Raw genomic sequence first — 23076 nt, 5'->3', positions numbered from 1 at the left:
TCAAATGATATTATATTATTTGTGTACTTGTGATCCCCAAAAAGAGAGGAATTGTGTACAACGTTACGTTGTACACAATTCCTCTCTTTTTGCCAGTGTTATATGGGGCTACTCGATCATTAAGCGGCGTAGCTCAATAATTTGGTCGCGTAGCTGACCGGCTTTTTCAAATTCGAGTTGCTTGGCTGCTGAGCGCATCTGTGACTCAAGGTCCTTGATCAAGCGTAATGCTTCATCTTTAGGGATGCCAGCAAGCACGGCGGCTGGATTTTTTTCGTCAACGTCGCTTGTACCGCTCATTGCCTTGATTCGCTCGGTCAGCGCTTTAATTTCTTTATGGATACCACGAGGTGTGATGTTGTGCTTCTCATTATAGTCCATTTGGAGTTTACGACGACGATTGGTTTCGTCAATTGCGCGTTGCATGGACCCCGTAATGCGATCGGCATACATCATCACGCTACCATCAATATGGCGTGCCGCGCGACCGATCATCTGAATCAATGACCTCTCGGAGCGCAAGAAGCCTTCTTTATCGGCATCCAGAATCGCGACCAGGGAGACTTCAGGCAAGTCAAGACCTTCGCGTAGCAGATTGATACCCACAACGACATCATAGACCCCCAGGCGCAGGTCACGCAGAATCTCAATGCGCTCGATGGTGTCTATCTCAGAGTGGAGATAATGGACCTTGATATTAAGTTCTTGCATATAGTCAGCAAGATCTTCAGACATTTTCTTGGTCAGTGTAGTAACCAGCACACGTTGCTTCTTTGCGACGCGCTGACGAATCAGATCCAACAGATCATCGATCTGTCCCTTCGTGGGATGGATGGTGATTTCGGGATCGATCAGTCCGGTTGGTCGGATTAACTGTTCTACAATAGCCTGGCTTTGTTCATATTCCAATGGACCCGGCGTGGCAGAGACGAAGAGTGCTTGATTTAATTTCCCCTCAAATTCGGGAAAGGTCAATGGCCGATTATCCATCGCTGAGGGCAGGCGGAAGCCATAGTCGACCAGCACTTGTTTACGTGACCGATCACCTGCAAACATACCCCGTACTTGAGGAAGTGCTACGTGAGATTCATCAACGACCATCAGGAAGTTATCAGGCATATAATCGAGGAGTGTCCATGGTTGTTCGCCAGGCCCACGTCCAGCCAGGTGACGTGAGTAGTTTTCGACACCTGAACAAAAGCCTGTTTCGCGTAACATCTCCATGTCAAAGTTTGTGCGCTGCTTGAGGCGTGCAGCCTCTAAGAGCTTTCCTTCGCTTTCCAATACAGCCAGACGTTCTTCTAGTTCCTGCTCGATGAGTTCAATGGACTTGAAGAGACGTTCACGAGTGGTGACCCAGTGTTTCGCAGGGTAGATATCCAGCCGCTGGCGCTTATTCAATATCTCACCTGTAAGCGGATCAATATCCGTCATCCGTTCGATCTCATCGCCGAAGAACTCAATCCGCACGGCGACATCTTCATAAGCTGGAAAGATCTCCAGCACATCGCCGCGGAGGCGAAAACGTCCGCGCACAAAATTAGCATCGTTGCGCTCGTACTGGATTTCGGTTAGATGGCGCAGGATTTTATTAATCCGACGCTCTTCTCCAACTTTTAGTGTCAGGACAACCTCGCCGTATTCTTCAGGACTTCCTAAACCATAAATACAAGAGACTGAGGCAACTATCAGCACATCGCTACGCTCAAAGAGGCTACGTGTGGCCGAGAGGCGCAATTTTTCAATTTCCTCATTGAGCATACTTTCTTTTTCTACGAAAGTATCAGTACGTGCAATGTATGCTTCAGGCTGATAGTAATCGTAATATGAAACAAAGTACTCAACTGCATTATTGGGAAAGAACTCTTTGTATTCGCTATAAAGCTGCGCTGCGAGCGTCTTATTGGGAGCGAGAACCAGGGTTGGGCGTTGTATTTGTTCGACAATTTTGGCTACGGTGTATGTTTTTCCACTACCAGTCACGCCAAGTAATGTTTGATATTTGTGTTTGTTATAAATGCCTTCGGTTAATTGTGCGATGGCATCCGGTTGGTCGCCGGTTGGCTCAAAAGGAGCTTCAACTTTAAATGCTGGCATGCGTCGCTTTCCTGATATCCTTTAATAACTTATAGAATATTTTTTCCAATCCTTCCACATTATATCACTTTGGGCAATCAAGTTTGCGGGGCCAAAATTGCTAATTTCCCTCTCCCATCAGTAATATGCATGCAGAGAATCTGTCCGTTTTTCAGCCAGAAAGGAGCTTCTAGTTTCCCGGATGTCGCCGGAAAAGTACGCGTGACTGTAGTAAAAGTATAGCTCTTGAGTACTCCGCCATCGCTATATACAAGCGCTTTACTATCAGGTGCCCAACTCCAGCCAAGTAATTGCTGTTGAGGAATGATATTGGCTGTTTGTGCCTGACCTGTAATCGCCATCGTTTTGAGATGCGTATTTTTGTCCGAGCCAATTTGCTCATAAGCTAGATTTTGTCCATTGGGTGACCAGGCCACTGTGCCAATAGTGAAATTACCTGGTGCGACCAATTGTGTGAATGTATCGTTGCGTGTATCCACCATATAGATAGCTCGATCGGGTTGATTAAATGCTTCATTTGTCTGTGTGGATGGATCTGTGACAATTAAGGCGAGATGATAGCCGTCTGAAGACCAGATCATCTGTTGCGCATGTAAAGATGTTTGCATTTGTATTTGCAAAGCTTTGGATGCACCCGATTCCTCGATAGACCATATCTGCATTTTTTGTCTATTTTGTTGTACATACATAATCTCGTGCTTATTCGTTGGCGACCAATTTGCTGCCTGCGCTTCCTGTCCCAGAAGATGCATATATTGGCCTTGAGGGACAAGCGCCAGGAGCGGATATGTCTTTGGGGTCGATGAAATGGTTGCTACCAGTGCTGATCCATCAGGTGCCCAGGCCATATTGCGTTCATTGCGCATCACCAGTGTATTGCTTTGGATGGGATCGGAGACGTTGGCCATGTATAAGACACCAACCTGGTTGGCTGGCTGATAGACAATGTGTTGTTCTGTGGGATCCAGTGAGACAAGTTGGCCCCCGTTAGCGAGTATCGCGGCAACATTCATCTCCTGTGTTGTTGTGTAGCGGATGGTTGTCACTGCTGGCACGGATATGTAATTGAACAGTATCGCAAAAGCAATCACGAATACCGCAGCAACAGCCAGAATCGTCCATGCGATACGTTTTTGTTGCTGGCGACGTAATCCGGGTAATTGGCTAAGTATCTGGCTACGCAGCTCGGGGTTGGTATGTATCTGGTCAGCTTGAGCATCAAAGAAGCGGGAGATGCGTCTTTCTAATGAGCTCATATCAGGGGCAATGTTTGCCTGTTGCTTTTTATATGGCTGCTCATGGTCGTCCTTGCCATATTCATTCATCTTTTTTCAATCGCACGAATACCCCTGTCTTCAGACATGGGGAGGAGTGCGCCTCCTCTTTCTGCGTCTGATGGGAACATCCCTTGTGGGAGAGCCGTTTTGTGACGGAACGGCTCAAAACCCCTCTTCTTCGGTTGCCCGTTGAAGGTGATAGAATGGATTGTTGTGAGAGAGAAGCTGAAGAGGAATTGTGCTTTCCTTTTGTTATCCCTGATATGGTTCTCTTGATTAGTAAGACGCAAGTTTGCTTTAAAGAGGGTATGTATTGGCTTGTTTGTCCTTCGGGTTTAAATTATTCCAGGAGGAAGCTTCCAATCAATTCGCGTCGCAAGGCTGCTTGTTGCTCCTCTTTGGAGGCTTTTGGCTCTGGCTCTTGAGCTCGCTGGATAGCTGTAGGAGCTGTCAGGGCAGATGCGAACTCATCAAGCATAATCTCTTCGAGAAATGTGTTTGGCCGCTTGAGTTCAGTTTCTTGCTCCTGCTGAGAAGCTATTGGTGCCTCTGATGGTATTTCCGGGCTCTTGCTTTTGAGCTCTTCATTGTTATTGCTCTGCTTAGCCATTGGTATCTGTTCTTCGGCAGAGATGCTCTCCTCTTGGGGAGGCTGCTGCGTTGTGGGAGATGCGAATCCTTGTTGGAGGTCTGTTGATGAGGCTGGAGCTATTTGCGCCTCCAGTGTCATTTGCTTGCCATTGATTTCGAGAAATATACCCTGACCAGTACGTAGGGCAGCAAGTTGCTGACGCAGCTCACGATTTTCCGCCTTCATCTCCTCCATAATATGTTGCTGTGCCTGTAACTCTCGGACAATTAGATCGAAGCTACTACCGCCCATGCTATCTATCTCCTTAAAAAAATGTATGCTTGTTCTTAACTCGTTATAAGCGAATTTGCGATACGCTGGTTTCTGGATATAGAAACGTATCAAATCAGAGTCAGTAACACTGATGGAGGACTTTATTGGTTAGGGGATAGCAAAAGAAAACGATTTCTTCGGTGAAATGGAGCAATCTTTGAGCTTTAATGGCCCTGAGAAGCGTCATTTTTGCTTGTTGATCAAGCCAGGTCTATGTTACGCCGCTGCGTAAAGATATGGTGCGTATTTAACGATATAGAACGAAATGTGCTACATAGTATGTTTACATAGGCATGCAATATCTGGACATGTAAATGTGTATGCATGTCTCTGGCACATCGTGATACAATACGAGTGCCCCCTATCACTAAGGTTTGTGATAGTTTCCTGAAAGGAAAGTACGGAAAGTACGTTTAAGGAACAGAAAAATGAAAGACCGTATACGAGAAATTTTAAGTTGGTACGAGAGTGAGAATCCTGGTGTGCGCACCAATCTTGCTCGCATGCTCAATCATGGTCGCCTGGGCGGAACTGGTAAAATGGTTATTCTCCCTGTGGATCAGGGATTCGAACATGGACCTGCTCGCAGTTTTGCGCCCAATCCTGCTGGCTACGATCCACGTTATCACTTTCAACTGGCTATTGATGCTGGCTGTAATGCATATGCTGCCCCTCTGGGATTTTTGGAAGCTGGCGCGGCTGAGTTCGCTGGCGATATTCCTTTGATTCTGAAATGTAACAATCATGATGTCTTAAACGATGAGCGTGACCCTATCTCCGCTTTGACGTCGGGTGTTGAGGATGCGTTGCGTCTTGGTTGTGTTGCTGTTGGCTTCACTATTTATCCAGGGTCAACGGAGCGTACGCATATATACGAGCAGCTACGCGATTTGACACGCGAGGCAAAAGCCGCCGGTCTTGCTACTGTCGTCTGGTCTTATCCTCGTGGAAGCTCATTGAGCAAAGAGGGTGAGACGGCAGTCGATGTAGTCACCTATGCTGCTCAGATCGCAGCCCAATTAGGGGCGGATATTATTAAGGTGAAGTTGCCATCCGCGAAAGTAGAGTTGGCTGAAGCTCAGAAGGTTTATCAGAAGTACGAGATCCCAACATCGACTCTGACGGAGCGCGTGCAACATGTGATTCAGAGCTCCTTTAATGGACGCCGGATTGTCATCTTTTCTGGCGGTGCTACCGCTGGTGACGATCAGGTGTTCGATGAGGTGCGTGCTATTCGTGATGGTGGTGGTTTTGGTTCAATCATGGGCCGTAATTCCTTCCAGCGCAGTCATGATGATGCCGTTAAATTCCTGGGAACCATTATGGGTCTGTATGAAGGATCTGTGAAGTAGTTCCATCTATAGTTTCTTGCGTCTAAGCAAACAAAAACGTTCCCCGGTATCCGCAGCAGGGGGGCGTTTTTGTTGTGGAATAAATAAGGTAAGATAGGAAGGGACGGGGAAAAGCATCTCCTACGTGGCGTTCATTCTAAAACCCTTGCTTGGAGATGTGGTTATTTGTAGCAATACTATGTATTTTTTTCAGCATTTTAGCGTCTTACATAATAGTGGTCGGTGGTAGTAAGTGCTTTGAGATAAGCGTGTAATTGTAGGTGTATTTTAAGCGTGATAAGTGCAGAATTTCTGACGCCGTTGTGAGGATCAGAGTAGGAGGCTTCTTGAGTTTAGGGAGCTGATTTTTGTCTCTACTTCATAAGAATGAAGTAGCAGACAGGGAGGCGTGAAACATGCGATGGAATACTGCGGCTTTTTTCGTTGAACATATGACTTCTCCTGAGTTCATAACTGATTTCCCGGGCTCATTTGTGCTTACAGGACATACCTTCCCGGCGCGAGATGCTTTTTCAGCTTCTTTACCGGTTCCTTTTGCTATCGGCCAGGTAGGGACGTGGACCGTCTTCTGTGATCCTCTGTGTATTATTACCTGGCGAGAACCTATGCTGGCGGCTTTTTCTCGTGAGAGGCGAATTTTCGCTTTTGTAGCGGAGAGTCTCTCTCATACCTATGGATTCTGGTATTTTGTTCACGGAAGGCTGATCCGACATGTCCTCTTTCAGGAAGAGGAATGTATCGAGGAGGTGGGCAAGATATTACCTGTAGAGGTAAAAGATTCACAGCATGTAGAAATATATGACGAAAAAAAGCTTTTGCATATATGGGAGCGTCTAACGAGCTTAGACCGGCAACAACTCGTTACAAGTTCCTTCCAGGGCTTAGCTAATGAAATATACGGGTCATAAGTCTCGCAAAAAGCCCCTTATGTATGGGTCATAAGGGGCTTTTGTATGGTTTCTGGTGAGTTGTTGGAGCTTAATCCCAGCTTTCGATATCCACATTCTCGCCCTGCTCGGCTAACCAATGTTCGACATCAAGGGCAGCTCGACAGCCATCGCCAGCGGCAGTGATCGCTTGTCGATAACGATGATCTGTTACGTCTCCGGCGGCAAAAACGCCGGGGATGTTGGTCATTGTGAACTCAGAAGGGACGATATAACCAGCTTCATCCATATCAATGACGCCCTTGAACAAGTCAGTATTTGGTTTGTGTCCAATGGCAAGAAAGAAGCCCTGAGCTGCTACAATATCCTCTTCTCCCGTTTTGACATTACGGACACGGATGCCAGTGACCGCCTCCTCACCAAGAATCTCAAGTACTTCACTATTGAGGAGCAAGCTAATTTTGGGATGCTTGATAGCACGATCCTGCATAATCTTGCTGGCACGTAGGCTGTCTCGGCGATGGACAATCGTGACATGATCAGCATAGCGTGTCAGGAAGATTGCCTCTTCCATCGCTGTATCGCCGCCACCAATGACAATCACATCTTTTTGCTTAAAGAAGAAGCCGTCACATGTCGCACAGGCCGTAACTCCACGACCCTGGAGGCGCTTCTCGCTTGGCAGTCCCAGCCATTTTGCGCTTGCTCCTGTGGAGATGATGATGGAGCGTGCTTTGTATTCACCACTATCTGTTTTAACGGTGAATGGGCGTTGGCTAAAGTCAATAGCGACTACATCTTCAGGAATCATTTCTGTTCCAAAGCGTCTGGCCTGACTCTCAAACTTTTCCATCATCTCAGGCCCCAGGATACCAGTCTCGAACCCGGGGAAATTCTCCACATCGCTGGTGAGCATCAGCTGTCCACCCGCCTGATACCCTTGTAGCATGAGCACAGATAGGTTAGAACGCGCAGCGTAAATAGCTGCGGTATAGCCTGATGGACCGGAACCGATGATAATCACACCATATGTTTTTGACATGTTCTCTATACTTCCCTCACTTATGCAATAAACTTGTACCTATGATAACAAAGAGCTGCATCATTTTATGCCTCTTGCTTTTATGCATGAGAGGAAAGATAGTGGCAACACTACTTTAGATCATTGACTGTCCGGGCACGCCACTGATGGAGTAGGTACAATGTATCTACAACGATCTGCTCAAGCGGTGCAAGCGGAACATATTCGTCACTGGTGTGCTCATTCACGGCCCCTGTCGAAAGCGTGAATGCTTTGATAGTAGGGCGAAAGCTTCCTGTATCGCTCCCAATAAACGTAGGTTTCGTTGTCAGACTCTCACCGCGCTCAGCCAAGACGGCCTGGTAGATTTGAAGTAAGGGTTCGTCTGAGCTAATGCTATACCCATCATTGTGTGTATCAAAAGTGATCTCTATGCGTCCTCCCAGGCGCTGCGCTGACTCCTCAAAAGCCTCCTGGAGCGCAGCTTTGTACTGTTGCCGCTTGTCGGTAGACTCAAAGCTACGGATCTCGCCTTCAATTATCATTGAGCCTGGAATGGCGTTACGTGCACTGCCAGCACTGATCTTCCCAATGTTAATGCGGGTCTGGTCGGATGCCTGTGAACCAGATAGGTAGTGGGCCTGTCTGAATATGTCGATTGCATTGACTGTTCCCGCAAGATCTTTTCCAGGATGCCCTGATTTTCCATGAATGGTGATGGTGAATGCTTCATACGCTGCGCCTTGAGAAACAACTATGCCAGCGTCAAAGGCGTTATCGAACACGATACCATCGGTGACATTGAATGCGGTGCCATCAAAGCCGTGAGCTCCACAGAGACCAGTCTCCTCCTGGACAGTGAATAAGATGACCAGAGGTGGTATCGATAGCTGTTGTTCAGTCACGCGGCGTAGTATTTCAAGAATGATTGTGATACCCGCTGCATCGTCGGCGCCCAGGTTGGTATGGCCATCGCTATAGAGAACACCTTCACGGAGCGTTGGTGTATGCCCCAACCCCGGGGGCACGCGATCCATATGAGCGTTAAGTAGGATTGGTTTTCCCTCGCCTGCTACGGTCGCAATAAGATTACCTGTGCTATCGACATGTGTCGTTATTCCCAGGTGAGCGAGATAGCGTTCAAGATAAGCTCGTACATCGTCTTCATGTCCTGAAGTGCTGGGTAGGCCGACGAGTTCCACTAATGTCTGATAAAGTTGATCTGCGTATATGAACATTGTGTTTATCTCCTCTATTTCATCATAATGTTAGAACGAAGCTGTTGTCTTTCTGGTGGCAGCATCCAATTGGGGGATGTAAAGTTGTCTCTCAACTTCTATTAAGCTATAATTGAACCATTCTTCGCTTCAGCTTGTACTGCGCTCTCAAAGGCAAGTCAAAGCCACACCACCTAATACTTTCTTGTACCACACTGTGTGGAGGGGGGATATCCGTGCATGTCTCGTAGCTCAACGGAATTCATGGGAACGCCTGCGGGCCTGTTCCACTGGATTCCTGGTGAAATGATTGTGGTTGTGCGCTTAACGCGTGCTCCACTGGACGACGCTCTGGACATGGTGGTTGAGCAGATACGTATCCAATTGAATACCTTTCTTGCTCGTTATCATCTTTCGCTAGATCTCTATGGCACTGCCGGACGCTGGTATGATAGTCCGACGATGCCGCCGGTTCGTCGTCGAGCCTTTGTCTTTGGCCGCCATCGCCAGCAACCTTTGGTGGCGATCTTTTTTCATACGCGCCATCTAGAGGAGTCACAAGGTGATCCACTGCCGATGACGCTTTCCTATATCCATGCCCATTTAGAATATTTTGCTCAGATGGGTCTGCATATTATATCAGCAATGCCTAACTGGCTGGTAACCGCTGCTCCGCTCCTCTATAGCGACGGTGGTCCCGCCGTGCCTCCTGCTCCATCTCCGGTGATGGACATCCAGGCTCCAGCGAATTCATCGCCCGGCTGGCATCTTAGATTTTTGCCTCAGAATCTTGCGCTGGATAGCAGAAACGCAGAGGATGTGGTAGTGGTTGTGCTGGATACTGCTCATCATCCTGATCGTATTCGTAGCGCGGCTACGCGTCCGGAATTACGTCGCAATTGGTTACTTCAACGGCTCACTGAAGATATGCATGAGGAAGATGGCTCTTTCGTCGTCGAGTATGATCGGTATGCATTGACAAACGATGTGCGTACCGGCCACGATGTTAGTCATCAGTCACGGTATTATCTTATGCCTGATCACGGCCTCTTTGTCTCAGGGATTGTCCGAGATCTCGCACCGCAGGCACATATTCGCCTGGTACGCGTTCTGAACGACTTTGGAGGGAGCGATCTTTATAGCCTGTTTGCGATTCTCACTGATCTTGAGCGGGAACTCGCCTCGGGAACCATTCGTCGTCTGGTTATCAATCTCAGCTTGACGATCATGCCTGATGTGCGACGCCTGCCATATCTGTGGTTTCAAGATCGTCAATGGCCCACCTCTCAATTGATAGGAGCAGAGCGTGCTCTGACACAGATCGAAGAAGGTTTGCGTCTCTTGTTTGAGAGTTTATCCGCGAATGGCGCTCTGATTGTGGCCGCTGCTGGAAATGATTCGTTTCTGGCGAGTAAAAACAATCTGCCTCCACGTCCGCCACGCGCTCCCGCACGGTATGAGTCAACGCTGGGAGTTACATCTATAAATAGCAATTTTTCACCTTCAAATTTTGCCAATGCGGCTAATTTACCTTCATATGAGGCGGGCGTCGCTACGATGGGAGGGGATGGACCTGGTGTGCTTGATAAGCATGGTTTGCCAGATGCGGTTCGTGGCGTTTTTATTTCGCCCACCTTTCCCACTGGTGAGCTGAATAGTAGTGGTTGGGCTGATTGGCGAGGGACTTCGTTTTCAACTCCTATGATGAGTGCGTTAGGAGCACACTTAATGGCGCAAGGATGGTCTGCGGCCAATATTATTGCGCGTCTTTCGGCTGGTCAGGAGCAACGTAGCGATATTTTGTTTGGTACCCCTCCTGATGTTCCAAGCTTACTGGCCAATATTATCTATGTACAACAGCGTTTTGGATTATAAAGAGATGGGAAAAATTTCTGTAGCTGACTTATTCCTGATGTTTATGGATGATATGGAAATAAATGTTTTGTACGGAATGTTGTCGTAAATGAAGCATCAGTTCTTGACGCTTCATTTTGTGTGGGTTACAATACAGCTAAATGTAATTGTTAACCCAGTAGTCGTTTTGTCTGGAACATAAGGGGCATATTGATACCCCTTTCAGAGAGGTGAATTTATATGATTGATCAGGGACAGCAGTCAGCGATTGAGACAAGCGTTCTCACGATGACTTCAGCCGCAACCGAAAAAGTTCGCGAGCTGATCAAGCAGGAAAATGATCCTGCCCTGGGTCTGCGCGTGTTTGTCGCTGGTGGCGGTTGCTCAGGTCTCCAGTATGGAATGACTCTCGATGAAGAGCAAGATGGTGATACAATCGTCTCTCTGGGCGATATCCGCGTCTTCGTCGATGACATGAGCCTGGGTTATATCACGGGAAGCGAAGTCGATTATGTCGATAGCTTAATGGGCGCTGGCTTTACCGTTAATAATCCTAATGCTGTTTCCAGCTGTGGTTGTGGGCATTCGTTCAAAACTGCTGATGGCGGTGGCGAGAGCGAAGCTCGTAGCTGTGGTTGCGGTCACTAAATCATACATTTGATTGGGTGGCAGCTTGCTAATACTCAGTCTTTGATGAAAGTGTTCCCCTACCAGATGTAAGGGAACACTTTTTATATAGAGGTACACCTCTGCTGATAAGCGTATATTACTCTTCGTCATCATCGCTAGCGTTACGATCGTTCTCAGATGTATCAAGCATGCGCTGAACCAGACCGGGCATATCACGCGCAAACTTAGAGTTAGCCACAACTTTTTGTGCTCCTGCCTGTAGGGCTTTAGCCCGCGCATCGAGATCCATATGCGAGCCAAACGCCAATACTGGCAGATGGTGAGCATGCGCAGCCTGGATGGCTGTCTCCCAATCCACTCCCTTGGTCGCGATATTAATAATGGCCAATCCTGGCGTGCTCCTATCGCGTGCACCAATCTCTTGCTCAAAGCCAGTCAGCGTACGCGTGATTGTGATATCCATATCATGATGGCGCAGCGTGTCACGGATTTTCACTGCGAAGAACAAGTCTTTTTCCAGTGCAATAATAGTTGTGGTCACGATAACTTTCCTAGTCTTCTGGGCTTTCATAGACGGGACGGCGGAAAAGATCCCCGAGTTCCTGATTGACAATGGCTGGATTCATGTAAAGATCAGGGGGGAGAATGTGATGGGTACCGTTGCAATAGGGCTTATCGCATTTTTTAGTATGGCTGGTTTCAAGGACGAGATTGCCGTCCTGGACACTGGCCCAGATATGGCGGCGTGAATAGCCATCGCCCCACTTGAAGATCAGACCATCCTTGTAAGCATCGAACCGTCCCTGCCCATAGAGAAAGTCGCGATTAAACAACTCTAGAATTTGCTGAATATGACTGGCATGAATAACCTGTGCGGTGGGAGGTGACATACTGGTGGTCGCCTCCGAGGCTAGATCTTGCTGCGGAATGAACAGTTCACGCGCAGAATGTTGTTCTGTGCGAATCATCTGCTTGATCATATCGCCCTCTTCATCGCTCAAGCCATGACCTTGCCCCAGGATTGGTGCTTTGCCGGATTGAGATGGTTGTTCAGATCTGTATTTTCCAGGCACTATCGAACTCCTTGCTTACTCTTGCAATCGCTACAACATTGCATCATTAGATCTTTTCATAGCTTACAACGCCAGGCAAATCCGTACAAGTTTTCCAAAATGTTGCCTGACCTTCTGGACGTTGCTCGCTTTTGCAGCATATACTATGATTATGGAAAATACACAGATTTCTGTCGTTGTCATCGACGACACACCCGTCAAACGCCGAGGGGTATGTGAGTTTGTGGAGGAGACGGAGCTTTTGCAACTTTGTGGGCAGTCAGGCGATGCTACAAGCGCCATTGCCCTCATTGAAGGATTATGTCAGAAGCAGGTCGAAAATCCCACGCTGGCTGGCTGGTTAGTGTTCTCTGATCTGCGCCTGGGAGCGAGTAATGGTGTGGAGTTAGGACGCATCCTCCTGGATATTGCTCCCGGTCTGCGCGTAGTTATCTATACGCAAGACCCAAGCTGGACCCTGGCGGCAGAGGTCTTTCGCCATGAATATACACGCCGTGGCACATTGCGCAATACCCGACGTCGTGCTGGTAAATCATCTGGGTTGCATGGATATGCCCTCTTCAATAATATGGAGCCAGCTTATCTAGAACATATCGCTTCGACAGTTGTGTCGCGCAATGAGACCTTTATTGATGCCGAGGTGCTCAATTATTTAGTCAAGCGTTTGCGTGGTCAGCGTTTGACACCACGGCAGGAAGAATGTGCGTCGCTGATTGCATCTGGCTTGAGCAATGATGATATTGCGCTGCGGATGGGGTTTCTCAATGCCAGAGGTGCTCCAAATATTGGACCGGTTGAAAATCTGGTCAGTGAGCTCTATGCATTTTTTTCGATTGAAGGAGCTCCCAGTGATCCTGGCCGTCGTGTACTCTTAGCACATGCCTATGAAGCATATGCGGGCCTGCGTGATGGGCCATCTTTTCCTTAAAAAAATTGTATGGCTATGTTTCTTGCTGAAGTGGAATTTCCAGCGTAATGACGGTTCCATGATGCGGCTGTGGACGAGGAATAGAACTGATATGTATTGTGCCATGAGCCGCGTGCACTTTTAGTTTCGCTTTAAAGAGACTGGTTTTCTCTGGTGGAATATTTTGTGTATCAAAACCGCGTCCATCGTCGGCAATCTCCACTTTGAGGACACCATCATTCCAGAATGTGCGGATTGTTGCGAAGCTGGCGCCAGCATGGTTGTAGATGTTGAGGAGTGCCTGCGTCACGGTATAGGAGATAGCCTCCGCAATTTTTTGCCCCTCCTCGGTTTGTTCTAGATCTGGACTAAGCCCATCGATTGCCCACAGGTCTGGCTTGACCTCAAGCAACGATTCGGGATGCAGAAGTGGGACGTCTTCTTTGATCAATTTCTCTAAATGGAGCTTCAGACCAAGGCTACGACGTTGATAGGCATCTTCCACTAATAATTGCAATCCGCGTAAATCTCTTTCTAACTCCTCGCTGATTTTACGCACTTTTCCTAAAGCTTCAACTGTTTGAAGCGCAGAAACTTTTCCGTCCGGACTGCGCTCCGCTTCGATTTGGAGCTTATGTTGCCAATAGCCTAGCAGCGAGCGGATGCGTAGGGCCTGCTGTTTCGGCTGATCATGGATACGTTGCGAAAGAATTGAGCGTAGATGAGCGTCTGCATGGAGTAAAAGTGACGTTGCATGTGTCAGCTCTTCATTGGTTTGGAGGAGAATGTTCGCGGTTTTTTGTTGTTCTTGAAGAGCATCTTCGCGCTGATTTAGTGTCACGTTCAGGCGTCCAATCAGGCGCAAGGAACGGATTGCATATAATAAGAAGAGTGGATAGATCGCGACTAAAATATAAAAGAGCGAGAGCGGTAAGAGCGTTTTGCCAAGCAGCAAGATAGGTAGTACGCCGAAACAAAAACCTAAACCAATTCCCCCGATCCATAGGGTCAGGAGGTCTCCCAGATAGTGGCGAACATGAGGGGCAATTGCTGAGGCTGGATTGCCATTGTTGGGCCAGATACCAAGAATGTGTGCAATTGAGATAATACCAATGCTAAAACTAATAATTCCCCCGATGACTGCATATCCAAGGCTCAACTCAATGTTCAGGCGTAATGGAACATACCCAAATCGTAGTAAGCAGATCCATTCGTAAGCTATTAGAAGCAGCAGTGGAGCATATGGTAATCCATCCACGAGCCAGCTTGGATTACGTCCTTTACTCATTGCTATGGGTCGATACGTCAGGCTAAGATGGATGAACGCAGCTCCCAGTAATGCAAAAGAAGGTATCCAGATCATTTGTGCGACAAAATCGGGCGCGGCGGCGGTGGTGATATTTCCCCAATGGCTGGATAATAACAGGAGCATGGCAGGAGGTAACATGGTGAGCCCCTCAACTGCTCCTGTCCATTCAGCAGAGCGCGCTAGCAGTATCAGGCCGACAATGAGCCAACTGATACCTGCGATAAAGGTGAGTCCGTATGTCTGCCACCACATATCAAACGTGAAGATAGTGGCTGGACGTGTCAATGTGAAGGGAGCCATTCCATTGCCTTGTGCTGTATAGGTAATCTGATCTTGCGCATGTGCATGCTGATAGGCTTTTTGCATGCCTGCAATTCCGTTAATATGGTTGACGGATGTAATATGCACATCACTGGTAAGTGAACCAGCCGGAACCGCAAAGGGAGGGAGATCTGCGGGCACAGAAATAATTGTGATTTGTCCGTTGGAATTTGCGAGGTCAACAGTCCAGATAAAACCACCAAATACTTTGCCGATCTCGCTGAACAAACGAAACTGTCCCGCTCCACTGATCAGGAGCAGGATCAAGGCGACAAGTAGATACAACATGGTGAGTTTGGGGCGCATGCGCTGCCACCAAGCATGGCTTATATGCTGTTCTGTAAGGAATATGGTATGCACGCTATAGTCTAGCATTTCCGTCTTTGGATATGCAAGTAGCAAGCAGATTTCCTTGAGAAAATCCTCTTTCTATGCTATAATAACAGCATCGATATCTGCATGACTGTGCATGTATGCGTGGAAAGGATCCAATTTTATGGCTACAAAAGTGATTGCCTCTCAACCGTCTATAGGAGCAACGCCGCCCGATGAAGGGTGTTCTGTACGCGTTATTCATGTCGAACACGTCGCTGAGATCCAACGCCATTTGCTCCAGGGAGCTGATGCTGTAAGTATTGCTACTCTTTTCTCCGTACTGAGTGATCCGACGCGTGTGCAAGTAATGCATGCACTTCTATGCGCTCCAACTGGCGAACTGTGTGTCTGTGATTTAGCCAGCGGCCTTGGGCGTGATGATAGTACGATTTCACATCAGTTGCGTGTTTTGCGCCAGCAAAAGATTGTTTCTATGCGCAAAGCAGGCCGGGTGGTCTATTATCGGCTAGTGGATGAGCATATTCGTCAGTTGTTGCGCATGAGTATTGATCATGTGCGTGAACAGCAAGCGTGGGAGGAGTAATCATGAGTTCAACGCATACCCATGCACATGCACATAATCATGCACATGGCATGGCACGCCAGAGTTTGCGTGCGGCTTTTTTCCTGAGCATGGTCATATTACTCGCAAGTGTGGTGGGAGGTATCCTATCCCACTCGTTGGCACTGCTCTCAGATGCTGGTCATACGTTGACAGATCTGTTTGCTCTCGGATTGGCCTGGTTTGCGGCCGGTCAGTCGGAGCGTCCTTCTAATGAACGGAAGACATATGGATATCATCGCGTAGGTATTCTCGTTGCATTGCTTAATGCAGTGATGTTGATTCTTATCGCCATTGTGATCACCTGGGAAGCTATTCAACGTTTTCAGCATCCGGCTCCGATTGAGCCAGGGATTATGTTTATTGCGGCTGGTATCAGTATTGCAATTAACCTGTTTATTGGATTTGGCTTGCGTAAGGAAGAGCAAGATCTGAATGTGCGTGCGGCCGCGCTTCATGTCTTTGGGGATGTTGGTGCCTCGGTTGGAGTTATCGTGGCAGGTTTGATCATCCTCTTTACGGGCTGGCTTTTTGTTGATCCTTTATTGTCTATTGGCATTGCCGTGTTTATTGCCTTTGGTGCCTGGGGGATAGTGCGTGAAACCACTGATATCTTGCTTGAAGCAGTACCACGTGATATCTCTTTGACCAGTCTGGTAGAGGATATTAAAGCCGTGGGAGGTGTGAATGATGTGCATGACTTACATGTCTGGCGCATCACGAGTGGGATGTCCACATTGTCCTGCCATGTCTCTATCTGTGATCTGGCTCCAGAAGAGAATGCACGCATTTTGAGCGAGATCAGCACGATGCTTCAGACAAAATATCATATCAATCATGCTACAATTCAATGTGAGTGTAAGGATCATGGACAGACGTGTTGTCAAAATGAGAGTCTCTATTGTAGCCTGGGAACGCGTGAGCATGCGCATGCCGATCATGATGAGGATCATCAAACAGTCTCCGCATTATCTGAGACCGGACATCATCAACATTGAAGTAATGATGTAAACTAAAGAAGGTGCATTAATGCAAACATCCCCATCTCCACGCTCCTTAAAAGAGAAGCAGCGTCAGGAACGTGAAGCTTTAATTCTACAAGCGGCAGAGGAGGTTTTGCTTGAACGTGGATATCACGAAACCTCAATGGATGAAATTGCCAGTCGCGTGGGTATCGCCAAAGGAACCGTCTATCTGCATTTCCCCAGTAAAGATGATCTGATCGTCGCGATTTTTGCGCATGATATGGAAGAGTTTCTCCTTCATATCGATGAAATCATGGATACGTCAGCCACTCCCAAAGAAAAACTGAAGGCCCTGTATCATTTAATGTACGCAGGTTTTTTTAATAAGCGTATCCACCTTTTCTCCACTTTATATTATAGCGTCGATATGCGGCATCTGTTCATGGAGAAAGGGAATTGCATGCGTGATTCGTGGGATCTTGTGACGAAGCATGTCGGGCAACTGATTGATGAGGGGAAGGCCAGCGGGGAGTTTAATCCTGATCTGCCAACCAATGTTATGACCAGCGCCTTTATCAGCCTGCTTTCGCCCAAAAGCTACGAGCGCTTGACTACAGAAACGAACCTTCCGCTTGAAGAGGTGATCACTTGTGCTGAAAAAATCTTTTTCAGGGGCATTGCGGCGGATGGAAAATAGATACGTGTAAGGGGGAGTCACAGGCATTTCACACACCTGTGACTCCCCTTTATTTTTTACGCTGTTATGGCTATTCGCCACTACTGCGCAACTTATACACTTTGATGGCTACCTGTAACGTGAGCCAATTTCCCCGCTCTTGCAAGTCGATGTCACACAATGATTGGAGACGTTCCAGGCGTTGAATGAGTGTGTTGCGATGCACAAACAACTTCTCCGATGTCTTTGTCAGGTTGCCTGCGCATTCCAGATACGTTTCTAACGTATCGAGCAGATCGGTATTTTTCCGCTGGTCATAACTGTCGATATGAGCAATCTGATCCTGATAGACGTCCCGTAGATCATCCATATGAGCGATCTTATAGAGGTAGCGGTAGACCCCAAGGTCGTTAAAATGGGTGACGATCGGCGGATGTTTACCATCGCTACCCTTGGGATCTTGTAAATTTTGTCCCATTTGCAGCGCTTCATTGGCTTCAGCAAAGCCCCGGCGATAGTCATTGATGTACTGACAGGTGTTACCAATGCCAATGGACAGAAAAACGTCATATTCGTTGCGCATCTGAAGTGAGAGATCTTTCAACCAATTTTTCAGACGCGTCCCACCGGGATCTTTGCTCAAGGGTACAATGCAGGTGATCAGGTTTTCGTGCTCGTAGAAGACTGAACCTGAATAGTTATCTTGAATGCGGCGCCGAATGATGCCACTCATACGCTTATAGGCGGCCTGCAAAGAGACTCCCTGTGCATAGTTTGTATTCGTGTCGGCAGGAACTGTGAATTGTGGATTGCGTAAGCGCTCCGTGGTTTTACCGGATTTCTGAGTTGATGGCGTTTCATCCCAGCGAGCATCTACATGGGTAATCTCAACCATAACAGCGGCGTGGGGTCTTGTGAGGTCGCATCCCAGAAAATGAGCACGCTGGCGTAACGAATCCTCTGAGTCGCTGGTACCTTGCATGAGATCATCGAAGAATCCTTTTACCAGGTTCTTTTGAGCCAATTGATTGACCAGATAGCTATTTTTGATGGCGATCGCTGCCTGGTTGGCAATGGTTGTCAAGAGGGTCTGATCCTCTGGAGAGTAGCGCCGTGTTTTATTTGAATAGCAATTGATCAAGCCTAGCTGCTCGGTGCCAGCGATAAGAGGAGCGGAGATCAAGGCGCGATATTGGTTGTCTTTAAGCGGATTGAGGCGTTCGAGTGCATGCTCATTTTCATGGTCCAGGTCAAAAGGTTTATGTGTGCTATCTTTGGTCTGATTGGCCTCGTTGAGTTCGCGGAGGCGTTCCAATGTTGTGCGATCGATGTCAATTGAGTGGAATTGGCCGCGATCGTTGAGATTGGGAGACGTGGCTCGTACGGTGAGGCGTCTGGCTTGCCGTGAGGATTCCAGATCCCTCTCGCGAGCTTGATCCATTAACATAATGACGCAGAGATCAACTTCCATAAGTTGAACCGTGAGCGTCGCCAGTGAGCGGAGCATGTCATCGAGATAAAGGCCTGAGCTAATCGTCTGGCTGAGTACCGATAAGGTCGTTAAGGTGCTCAGTTTGCGCTGGGTATTTTCGTACAATTGTGCGTTTTCGATCGCACTGGCAACTAGTGATGCGGTGTTACTGATAAATACGCGATGTTGTTCGGTGAACTCGTGAGGTGCAATCGCCTGTGCCGTAATTACACCAATTAAGTGACGTGTTTTGGTAATAATCGGTACAGTCATAATCGATTGGAATTTTTCTTCTTCTAATTCCGGGAAATAGCAAAAGCGAGGATCTTCCAATGCCTCATCTGTCAAAAAGACTGGTTGACGATGTAGCGCGACCCAGCCCGCGATTCCTTCTCCCACCCCCATTGTGATTTTACCTACCAGATGACGATGCTTCTCATTGGTGCTGGCCAGCACCAGTCGTTCTTTATCTTTGTCATAGAGATAAATAAAAGCAATGTGACAGGAAGTCGCGCGGACAACTGTGTCCACAAGGTGTCGTAACACTTCATCAAGCCTCAACGTTGAGCCAACTGTTGAAATGACTTCATTCAGTAGATCGTTCTCCTGGGTCCGTAATTCGATCTCTTTGCGTAGATCGCTATTCTCTGTCAGTACCTGTTCGAGTGTTTGTTCAGAGTCAGCGGTCGGATACGTGGGAAGCTGATGATTTGTACTTGCCTTGAAAGACATACAACCTCCTGATTTGACAAATGATAGCACAGGTGTGCGTCTGTCACCACTGCTGCAATCATTGGAACCGTGGTTGTTGTAGAAGCCTCGAACCCTGTGTAAAAGATAGTACCTTAAGTGTACGGCTGAGCGACCAGATAATGCGTGCTTTTGGAGCGCTACATCATTGGTCGCCCTTTACAGGTAAGCTTCATATGGATACTCCGTCCATAACTATATATGAGTCATTGTACCCATTTTATTTCGCTACGTCTAGAGTTTACACTCCCATTACATAAATTTGGTGGAAAATCAACAGCCAAGCCATCCATAATTGTTATTTCGTTATGAACTTTTGCGCTATGTATCGTTATGCATGTGCTCAAACTATACTTTTAAGCAGAAAATTGCAGCTCTCCAATTTAATTTTGTCGCTAAAAAGTAGTAGTTTTCGGCTTATCCACAGAGATGAGATGGATTGTTTTTCTATAACCATAGATGATAAGATTTTCTAGTTGACAATAGATAAACTTTTCCTGTTATAATGAAAGGAGTAGACCTCCATGTTTTTTGTACAACGCTGTACATAAGTGTATGGCCTTTTTTGTGTTGTATGATACCTTTTTGTTTCCGTAAAGGAGATATGGCTTTGGCTACAGATACTATTGAGACTACTTTGGCCGAGAGTGGTATTGAGACACATGGTATTGAACGTGTTTCTCCCGATGCAAGAACGCATGTGCGTATTTTCGACAATTTTACGATGTGGCTCTCGGCTAATCTTGTCCTTTCAACTGTTGCTCTTGGCACATTGGCGGTTCCTGTTTTTAAGCTCGGATTCTGGCAAAGCGTCGCAATTATTATTATTTTTAATGTGTTAGGTGTTTTACCTGTTGCATTCTTTTCAACGCTAGGACCCAAGCTTGGCCTGCGTCAAATGACGATTACTCGCTTCTCTTTTGGCTGGTGGGGCGCCGTTATTCTGGCTCTTTTTAACATCGCCGCCTGTATTGGTTGGTCTGCGGTAAATGTGATTGTGGGTGGACAATTAGTACAAGCTCTGAGTAATGGTGCTGTTCCAGGTTGGGTTGGAATTATTATCATTGCAGTGCTTACCACGGTTGTTAGTATTTATGGATATAAATACGTTCATGCCTATGAGCGCTTTGCCTGGATTCCGATGGCCATCATTTTTCTTCTGTTCATTATTCTGGCTGGTCCACATACGGTGATCGTTCCTGCCCCCGTCTTTAATCTGAGTTCGGCTGCGGCGATGATCTCCTTTGGTGGTGCTATTTATGGCTTCGCCACTGGCTGGAGTTCCTATGCGGCTGATTATAATGTCAACCAGCCTGAGACGACATCCTCCAGTCGTGTGTTCTGGTTAACTTTTTTAGGGGTGACGATTCCTCTGATTATCCTGGAGGTATTAGGAGTTGCTGTCTCAACCGTGGCTGCCTACGGTGCAGCTACCACTGGTGAGACGCTGGGATTAGTCCTTAAACCTCTCGGTGGTCTGGGAACGATTATCCTGATCTTTTTAGCCTTAAGTGTTATCGCAAATAATATTCCGAACGACTACAGTCTGGGTTTGACTATACAGGTGCTGGGACGTCCTTTTCAGAGGGTGAACCGTGCAGTCTGGACCTTGATTGGTGCCGTTGTGTATATCCTGATTGCCCTCCCTGCCTCAGCTAACTTTAGCGGTACGCTGGAAAACTTCTTGCTGTTAGTTGCGTATTGGCTGGGACCCTGGGGGATTATCTTAATCATCGAGCATTTTGTTTTCCGCCACGGAAAGTACAACGTCGATGATTGGAATACGCGTAGCAAGTTGCCCGTTGGCTGGGCTGCGATTGTTGCGATGGCTCTGGGATTAGTTGGCGTTTACCTGGGCGCGTCGCAGTCGCTGTTTGCTGGCCCTGTCGCGACTGCTTTGGGTGGAATGGACGTCGGCTTTGAGTTGGGATTGGTTATCGCTGCCATCGTCTATCTCATTTTGCGCCCTCTTGAATTGAAGCAGACTGGTCGCTAAAATTGCTCACGAGCAGGTAGAAAGGGTATCCTTCACTCGCGAAGGATACCCTTTCTGTGTTGGTATAATTGCTATGGTATATAGAAAATCTACTTGCTAGCTGTAATTGGAAAGGATCAACTATGCATTATGCGACTCTCATCCGGCATGCTCGCCTGCATCGTCAGACTGAACTGGTCGATATCGCTATCCAGGATGGGCAGTTTGCGAAAATTGCGCCTGATCTCTCGTCTGCTACGGCAGCCCGTGAGATTGATGCTGAGGGGCGCTTACTCTCTCCTCCATTTATTGATGCGCATGTTCATCTTGACGCCGTGTTAACTGTGGGTCAACCACGCTATAACACGTCGGGGACGTTGTTGGAAGGAATTCAAATCTGGAGCGAGCGTAAGCCAAGCCTGTCGCGCGAAGATGTGAAGCGGCGCGTGTTGGAGGAGATCCAATGGGAAGTGGCTCAAGGGACCTTGCATATTCGTAGTCATGTGGATGTCTGTGATCCCAATCTGACCGCCTTACGAGCTCTTTTGGAGGTACGCGAGGAGGTACGCGATATCTGTGATCTGCAACTGGTGGCTTTTCCTCAAGATGGTATTTTGTCTTTCCCTCAGGGACGCGAACTGATGCGACAGGCGATGGAGTTGGGCTGTGATGTTGTGGGTGGTATTCCTCATTATGAATGGACACGAGACATGGGGGTCGAGGACGTTCATTATGCTTTCTCTCTGGCAAAAGAGTTTGATCGCGCGATTGATTGTCATTGCGATGAAACTGATGATCCTCTCTCTCGTTTTACTGAGGTGATGGCCGCTGATACGATACAGCAAGGCTGGCAAGGTCGCGTTACCGCCAGTCATTGTACGGCGATGCATTCGTATGATAACGCGTATGCTTTTAAGCTGATTGGCTTGCTTGCTCGTGCTCAGGTACATGTGGTCGCTAATCCTTTTGATAACGTGGTCTTGCAGGGGCGCTTTGATACGTATCCCAAACGGCGGGGTATTACGCGTGTTAAGGAACTACTGGCCGGTGGCGTAAATGTCGCGCTTGGTCATGATTCTATTATGGACCCCTGGTTTCCACTGGGGCGAGGTGATATGTTGGCTGCCGCTCAATTAGCTCTCTATTTATGTCACATGAGTGGCTATGAAGAGATTGATGCAGTCTTCGATCTGATCACTACAAATGCCGCGCAGGTGTTACAAATCCAGGATCGCTATGGTATCGTTGAAGGGAAACCAGCCGACTTTCTCTTGTTAGATGCTCCGACGGCCTTTGAATCCCTCCGCTTGCTTCCAGCACGCTTGCATGTCTTTAAGCATGGACGCGAGGTGGCTACCACGACTCCAGCACGTAGTGTCCTTCGCCGCGGAGAAGATACGCATAGCGACGAGAATATTGTTACCTTTCATCCTCAAGCACAGCAGGAATGAGT

19 protein-coding genes are annotated in these 23076 nt (G+C 47.7%); 10 read left to right on the top strand and 9 right to left on the bottom strand.

What is annotated here, in order from left to right:
- Positions 1 to 108 precede the first annotated feature (108 nt).
- The 3 genes from uvrB to AC27N8_RS16730 form a co-directional block, all read right to left on the bottom strand.
- Positions 109 to 2097, bottom strand: coding sequence for an excinuclease ABC subunit UvrB (uvrB, locus tag AC27N8_RS16740; RefSeq protein ID WP_487068532.1), 1989 nt, complete (start codon positions 2095 to 2097; stop codon positions 109 to 111).
- Positions 2098 to 2174: 77 nt separating this feature from the next.
- Positions 2175 to 3422, bottom strand: coding sequence for a TolB family protein (locus AC27N8_RS16735; RefSeq protein ID WP_487068531.1), 1248 nt, complete (start codon positions 3420 to 3422; stop codon positions 2175 to 2177).
- Positions 3423 to 3714: 292 nt separating this feature from the next.
- A complete protein-coding gene (locus AC27N8_RS16730) occupies positions 3715 to 4257 on the bottom strand; it encodes a hypothetical protein (protein WP_487068530.1) in 543 nt (180 codons plus the stop codon).
- A 449-nt stretch (positions 4258 to 4706) separates the two neighbouring features.
- Here AC27N8_RS16730 and AC27N8_RS16725 point away from each other — a divergent pair, with 449 nt between their 5' ends.
- On the top strand, positions 4707 to 5630 hold the full coding sequence (locus tag AC27N8_RS16725; RefSeq protein WP_487068529.1) for a class I fructose-bisphosphate aldolase: 924 nt from the start codon (positions 4707 to 4709) through the stop codon (positions 5628 to 5630).
- Positions 5631 to 6025: 395 nt separating this feature from the next.
- On the top strand, positions 6026 to 6538 hold the full coding sequence (locus AC27N8_RS16720; protein ID WP_487068528.1) for a hypothetical protein: 513 nt from the start codon (positions 6026 to 6028) through the stop codon (positions 6536 to 6538).
- 70 nt (positions 6539 to 6608) lie between these two features.
- On the opposite strand, the gene trxB is transcribed toward AC27N8_RS16720, so the two are convergent.
- On the bottom strand, positions 6609 to 7559 hold the full coding sequence (gene trxB, locus AC27N8_RS16715; RefSeq protein ID WP_487068527.1) for a thioredoxin-disulfide reductase: 951 nt from the start codon (positions 7557 to 7559) through the stop codon (positions 6609 to 6611).
- 110 nt (positions 7560 to 7669) lie between these two features.
- Positions 7670 to 8776, bottom strand: a complete 1107-nt coding sequence (locus tag AC27N8_RS16710; protein WP_487068526.1) for a M20/M25/M40 family metallo-hydrolase — start codon at positions 8774 to 8776, stop codon at positions 7670 to 7672.
- Positions 8777 to 8995: 219 nt separating this feature from the next.
- Here AC27N8_RS16710 and AC27N8_RS16705 point away from each other — a divergent pair, with 219 nt between their 5' ends.
- Both AC27N8_RS16705 and erpA read left to right on the top strand, forming a co-directional pair.
- Positions 8996 to 10630: a S8 family serine peptidase gene (locus AC27N8_RS16705; RefSeq protein ID WP_487068525.1), complete on the top strand. Its 1635-nt coding sequence runs from the start codon at positions 8996 to 8998 to the stop codon at positions 10628 to 10630.
- 219 nt (positions 10631 to 10849) lie between these two features.
- Positions 10850 to 11257, top strand: a complete 408-nt coding sequence (gene erpA, locus AC27N8_RS16700; RefSeq protein WP_487068524.1) for an iron-sulfur cluster insertion protein ErpA — start codon at positions 10850 to 10852, stop codon at positions 11255 to 11257.
- Between the two features lie 118 nt (positions 11258 to 11375).
- Here the strand turns inward: erpA and AC27N8_RS16695 are convergent, their stop codons facing one another.
- Both AC27N8_RS16695 and AC27N8_RS16690 read right to left on the bottom strand, forming a co-directional pair.
- Entirely contained in the window at positions 11376 to 11780 is a 405-nt protein-coding gene (locus AC27N8_RS16695) for a response regulator (protein WP_487068523.1), read from the bottom strand.
- Between the two features lie 10 nt (positions 11781 to 11790).
- Positions 11791 to 12312, bottom strand: coding sequence for a hypothetical protein (locus AC27N8_RS16690; protein ID WP_487068522.1), 522 nt, complete (start codon positions 12310 to 12312; stop codon positions 11791 to 11793).
- A 151-nt stretch (positions 12313 to 12463) separates the two neighbouring features.
- Here AC27N8_RS16690 and AC27N8_RS16685 point away from each other — a divergent pair, with 151 nt between their 5' ends.
- Positions 12464 to 13240, top strand: a complete 777-nt coding sequence (locus tag AC27N8_RS16685) for a transcriptional regulator (RefSeq protein ID WP_487068521.1) — start codon at positions 12464 to 12466, stop codon at positions 13238 to 13240.
- Positions 13241 to 13253: 13 nt separating this feature from the next.
- On the opposite strand, the gene AC27N8_RS16680 is transcribed toward AC27N8_RS16685, so the two are convergent.
- Positions 13254 to 15155 carry a sensor histidine kinase gene (locus AC27N8_RS16680; protein WP_487068520.1) on the bottom strand — a complete coding sequence of 634 codons (1902 nt, stop codon included), beginning with the start codon at positions 15153 to 15155 and terminating at the stop codon, positions 13254 to 13256.
- A gap of 190 nt (positions 15156 to 15345) precedes the next feature.
- On the opposite strand from AC27N8_RS16680, the gene AC27N8_RS16675 reads away from it, so the two are divergent.
- The 3 genes from AC27N8_RS16675 to AC27N8_RS16665 are packed head-to-tail and all read left to right on the top strand — an operon-like array spanning position 15346 to position 17448.
- Positions 15346 to 15768, top strand: a complete 423-nt coding sequence (locus tag AC27N8_RS16675) for an ArsR/SmtB family transcription factor (protein ID WP_487068519.1) — start codon at positions 15346 to 15348, stop codon at positions 15766 to 15768.
- 2 nt (positions 15769 to 15770) lie between these two features.
- Positions 15771 to 16784 carry a cation diffusion facilitator family transporter gene (locus AC27N8_RS16670; RefSeq protein WP_487068518.1) on the top strand — a complete coding sequence of 338 codons (1014 nt, stop codon included), beginning with the start codon at positions 15771 to 15773 and terminating at the stop codon, positions 16782 to 16784.
- A 31-nt stretch (positions 16785 to 16815) separates the two neighbouring features.
- The gene (locus AC27N8_RS16665; RefSeq protein ID WP_487068517.1) at positions 16816 to 17448 is read left to right on the top strand and encodes a TetR/AcrR family transcriptional regulator; all 633 of its coding nucleotides are present in this window, start codon (positions 16816 to 16818) and stop codon (positions 17446 to 17448) included.
- A gap of 70 nt (positions 17449 to 17518) precedes the next feature.
- On the opposite strand, the gene AC27N8_RS16660 is transcribed toward AC27N8_RS16665, so the two are convergent.
- Positions 17519 to 19630 (bottom strand): GAF domain-containing protein, encoded by a 2112-nt coding sequence (locus tag AC27N8_RS16660; protein WP_487068516.1) that lies wholly within the window; start codon positions 19628 to 19630, stop codon positions 17519 to 17521.
- 628 nt (positions 19631 to 20258) lie between these two features.
- Here AC27N8_RS16660 and AC27N8_RS16655 point away from each other — a divergent pair.
- Both AC27N8_RS16655 and AC27N8_RS16650 read left to right on the top strand, forming a co-directional pair.
- On the top strand, positions 20259 to 21644 hold the full coding sequence (locus AC27N8_RS16655) for a cytosine permease (RefSeq protein ID WP_487068515.1): 1386 nt from the start codon (positions 20259 to 20261) through the stop codon (positions 21642 to 21644).
- A 122-nt stretch (positions 21645 to 21766) separates the two neighbouring features.
- Positions 21767 to 23074: a cytosine deaminase gene (locus tag AC27N8_RS16650; RefSeq protein WP_487068514.1), complete on the top strand. Its 1308-nt coding sequence runs from the start codon at positions 21767 to 21769 to the stop codon at positions 23072 to 23074.
- Positions 23075 to 23076 lie beyond the last annotated feature (2 nt).

The organism is Dictyobacter sp. Z7_2 (genome assembly GCF_057551105.1).
Note: the sequence above shows the minus strand (reverse complement) of the source record. Positions and strands in the feature narration are given on the sequence as shown.

Bases quoted from the DNA above. Each gene is read 5' to 3' on its own strand.
- AC27N8_RS16680 (WP_487068520.1), bottom strand. From the start codon at position 15,155: ATGCGCCCCAAACTCACCATGTTGTATCTACTTGTCGCCTTGATCCTG.
- AC27N8_RS16730 (WP_487068530.1), bottom strand. From the start codon at position 4,257: ATGGGCGGTAGTAGCTTCGATCTAATTGTCCGAGAGTTACAGGCACAG.
- AC27N8_RS16705 (WP_487068525.1), top strand. From the start codon at position 8,996: ATGTCTCGTAGCTCAACGGAATTCATGGGAACGCCTGCGGGCCTGTTC.
- AC27N8_RS16710 (WP_487068526.1), bottom strand. From the start codon at position 8,776: ATGTTCATATACGCAGATCAACTTTATCAGACATTAGTGGAACTCGTC.
- AC27N8_RS16720 (WP_487068528.1), top strand. From the start codon at position 6,026: ATGCGATGGAATACTGCGGCTTTTTTCGTTGAACATATGACTTCTCCT.
- trxB (WP_487068527.1), bottom strand. From the start codon at position 7,559: ATGTCAAAAACATATGGTGTGATTATCATCGGTTCCGGTCCATCAGGC.
- erpA (WP_487068524.1), top strand. From the start codon at position 10,850: ATGATTGATCAGGGACAGCAGTCAGCGATTGAGACAAGCGTTCTCACG.
- AC27N8_RS16675 (WP_487068519.1), top strand. From the start codon at position 15,346: ATGGCTACAAAAGTGATTGCCTCTCAACCGTCTATAGGAGCAACGCCG.
- AC27N8_RS16725 (WP_487068529.1), top strand. From the start codon at position 4,707: ATGAAAGACCGTATACGAGAAATTTTAAGTTGGTACGAGAGTGAGAAT.
- AC27N8_RS16650 (WP_487068514.1), top strand. From the start codon at position 21,767: ATGCATTATGCGACTCTCATCCGGCATGCTCGCCTGCATCGTCAGACT.
- AC27N8_RS16685 (WP_487068521.1), top strand. From the start codon at position 12,464: ATGGAAAATACACAGATTTCTGTCGTTGTCATCGACGACACACCCGTC.
- AC27N8_RS16665 (WP_487068517.1), top strand. From the start codon at position 16,816: ATGCAAACATCCCCATCTCCACGCTCCTTAAAAGAGAAGCAGCGTCAG.
- AC27N8_RS16660 (WP_487068516.1), bottom strand. From the start codon at position 19,630: ATGTCTTTCAAGGCAAGTACAAATCATCAGCTTCCCACGTATCCGACC.
- AC27N8_RS16735 (WP_487068531.1), bottom strand. From the start codon at position 3,422: ATGAATGAATATGGCAAGGACGACCATGAGCAGCCATATAAAAAGCAA.
- uvrB (WP_487068532.1), bottom strand. From the start codon at position 2,097: ATGCCAGCATTTAAAGTTGAAGCTCCTTTTGAGCCAACCGGCGACCAA.
- AC27N8_RS16670 (WP_487068518.1), top strand. From the start codon at position 15,771: ATGAGTTCAACGCATACCCATGCACATGCACATAATCATGCACATGGC.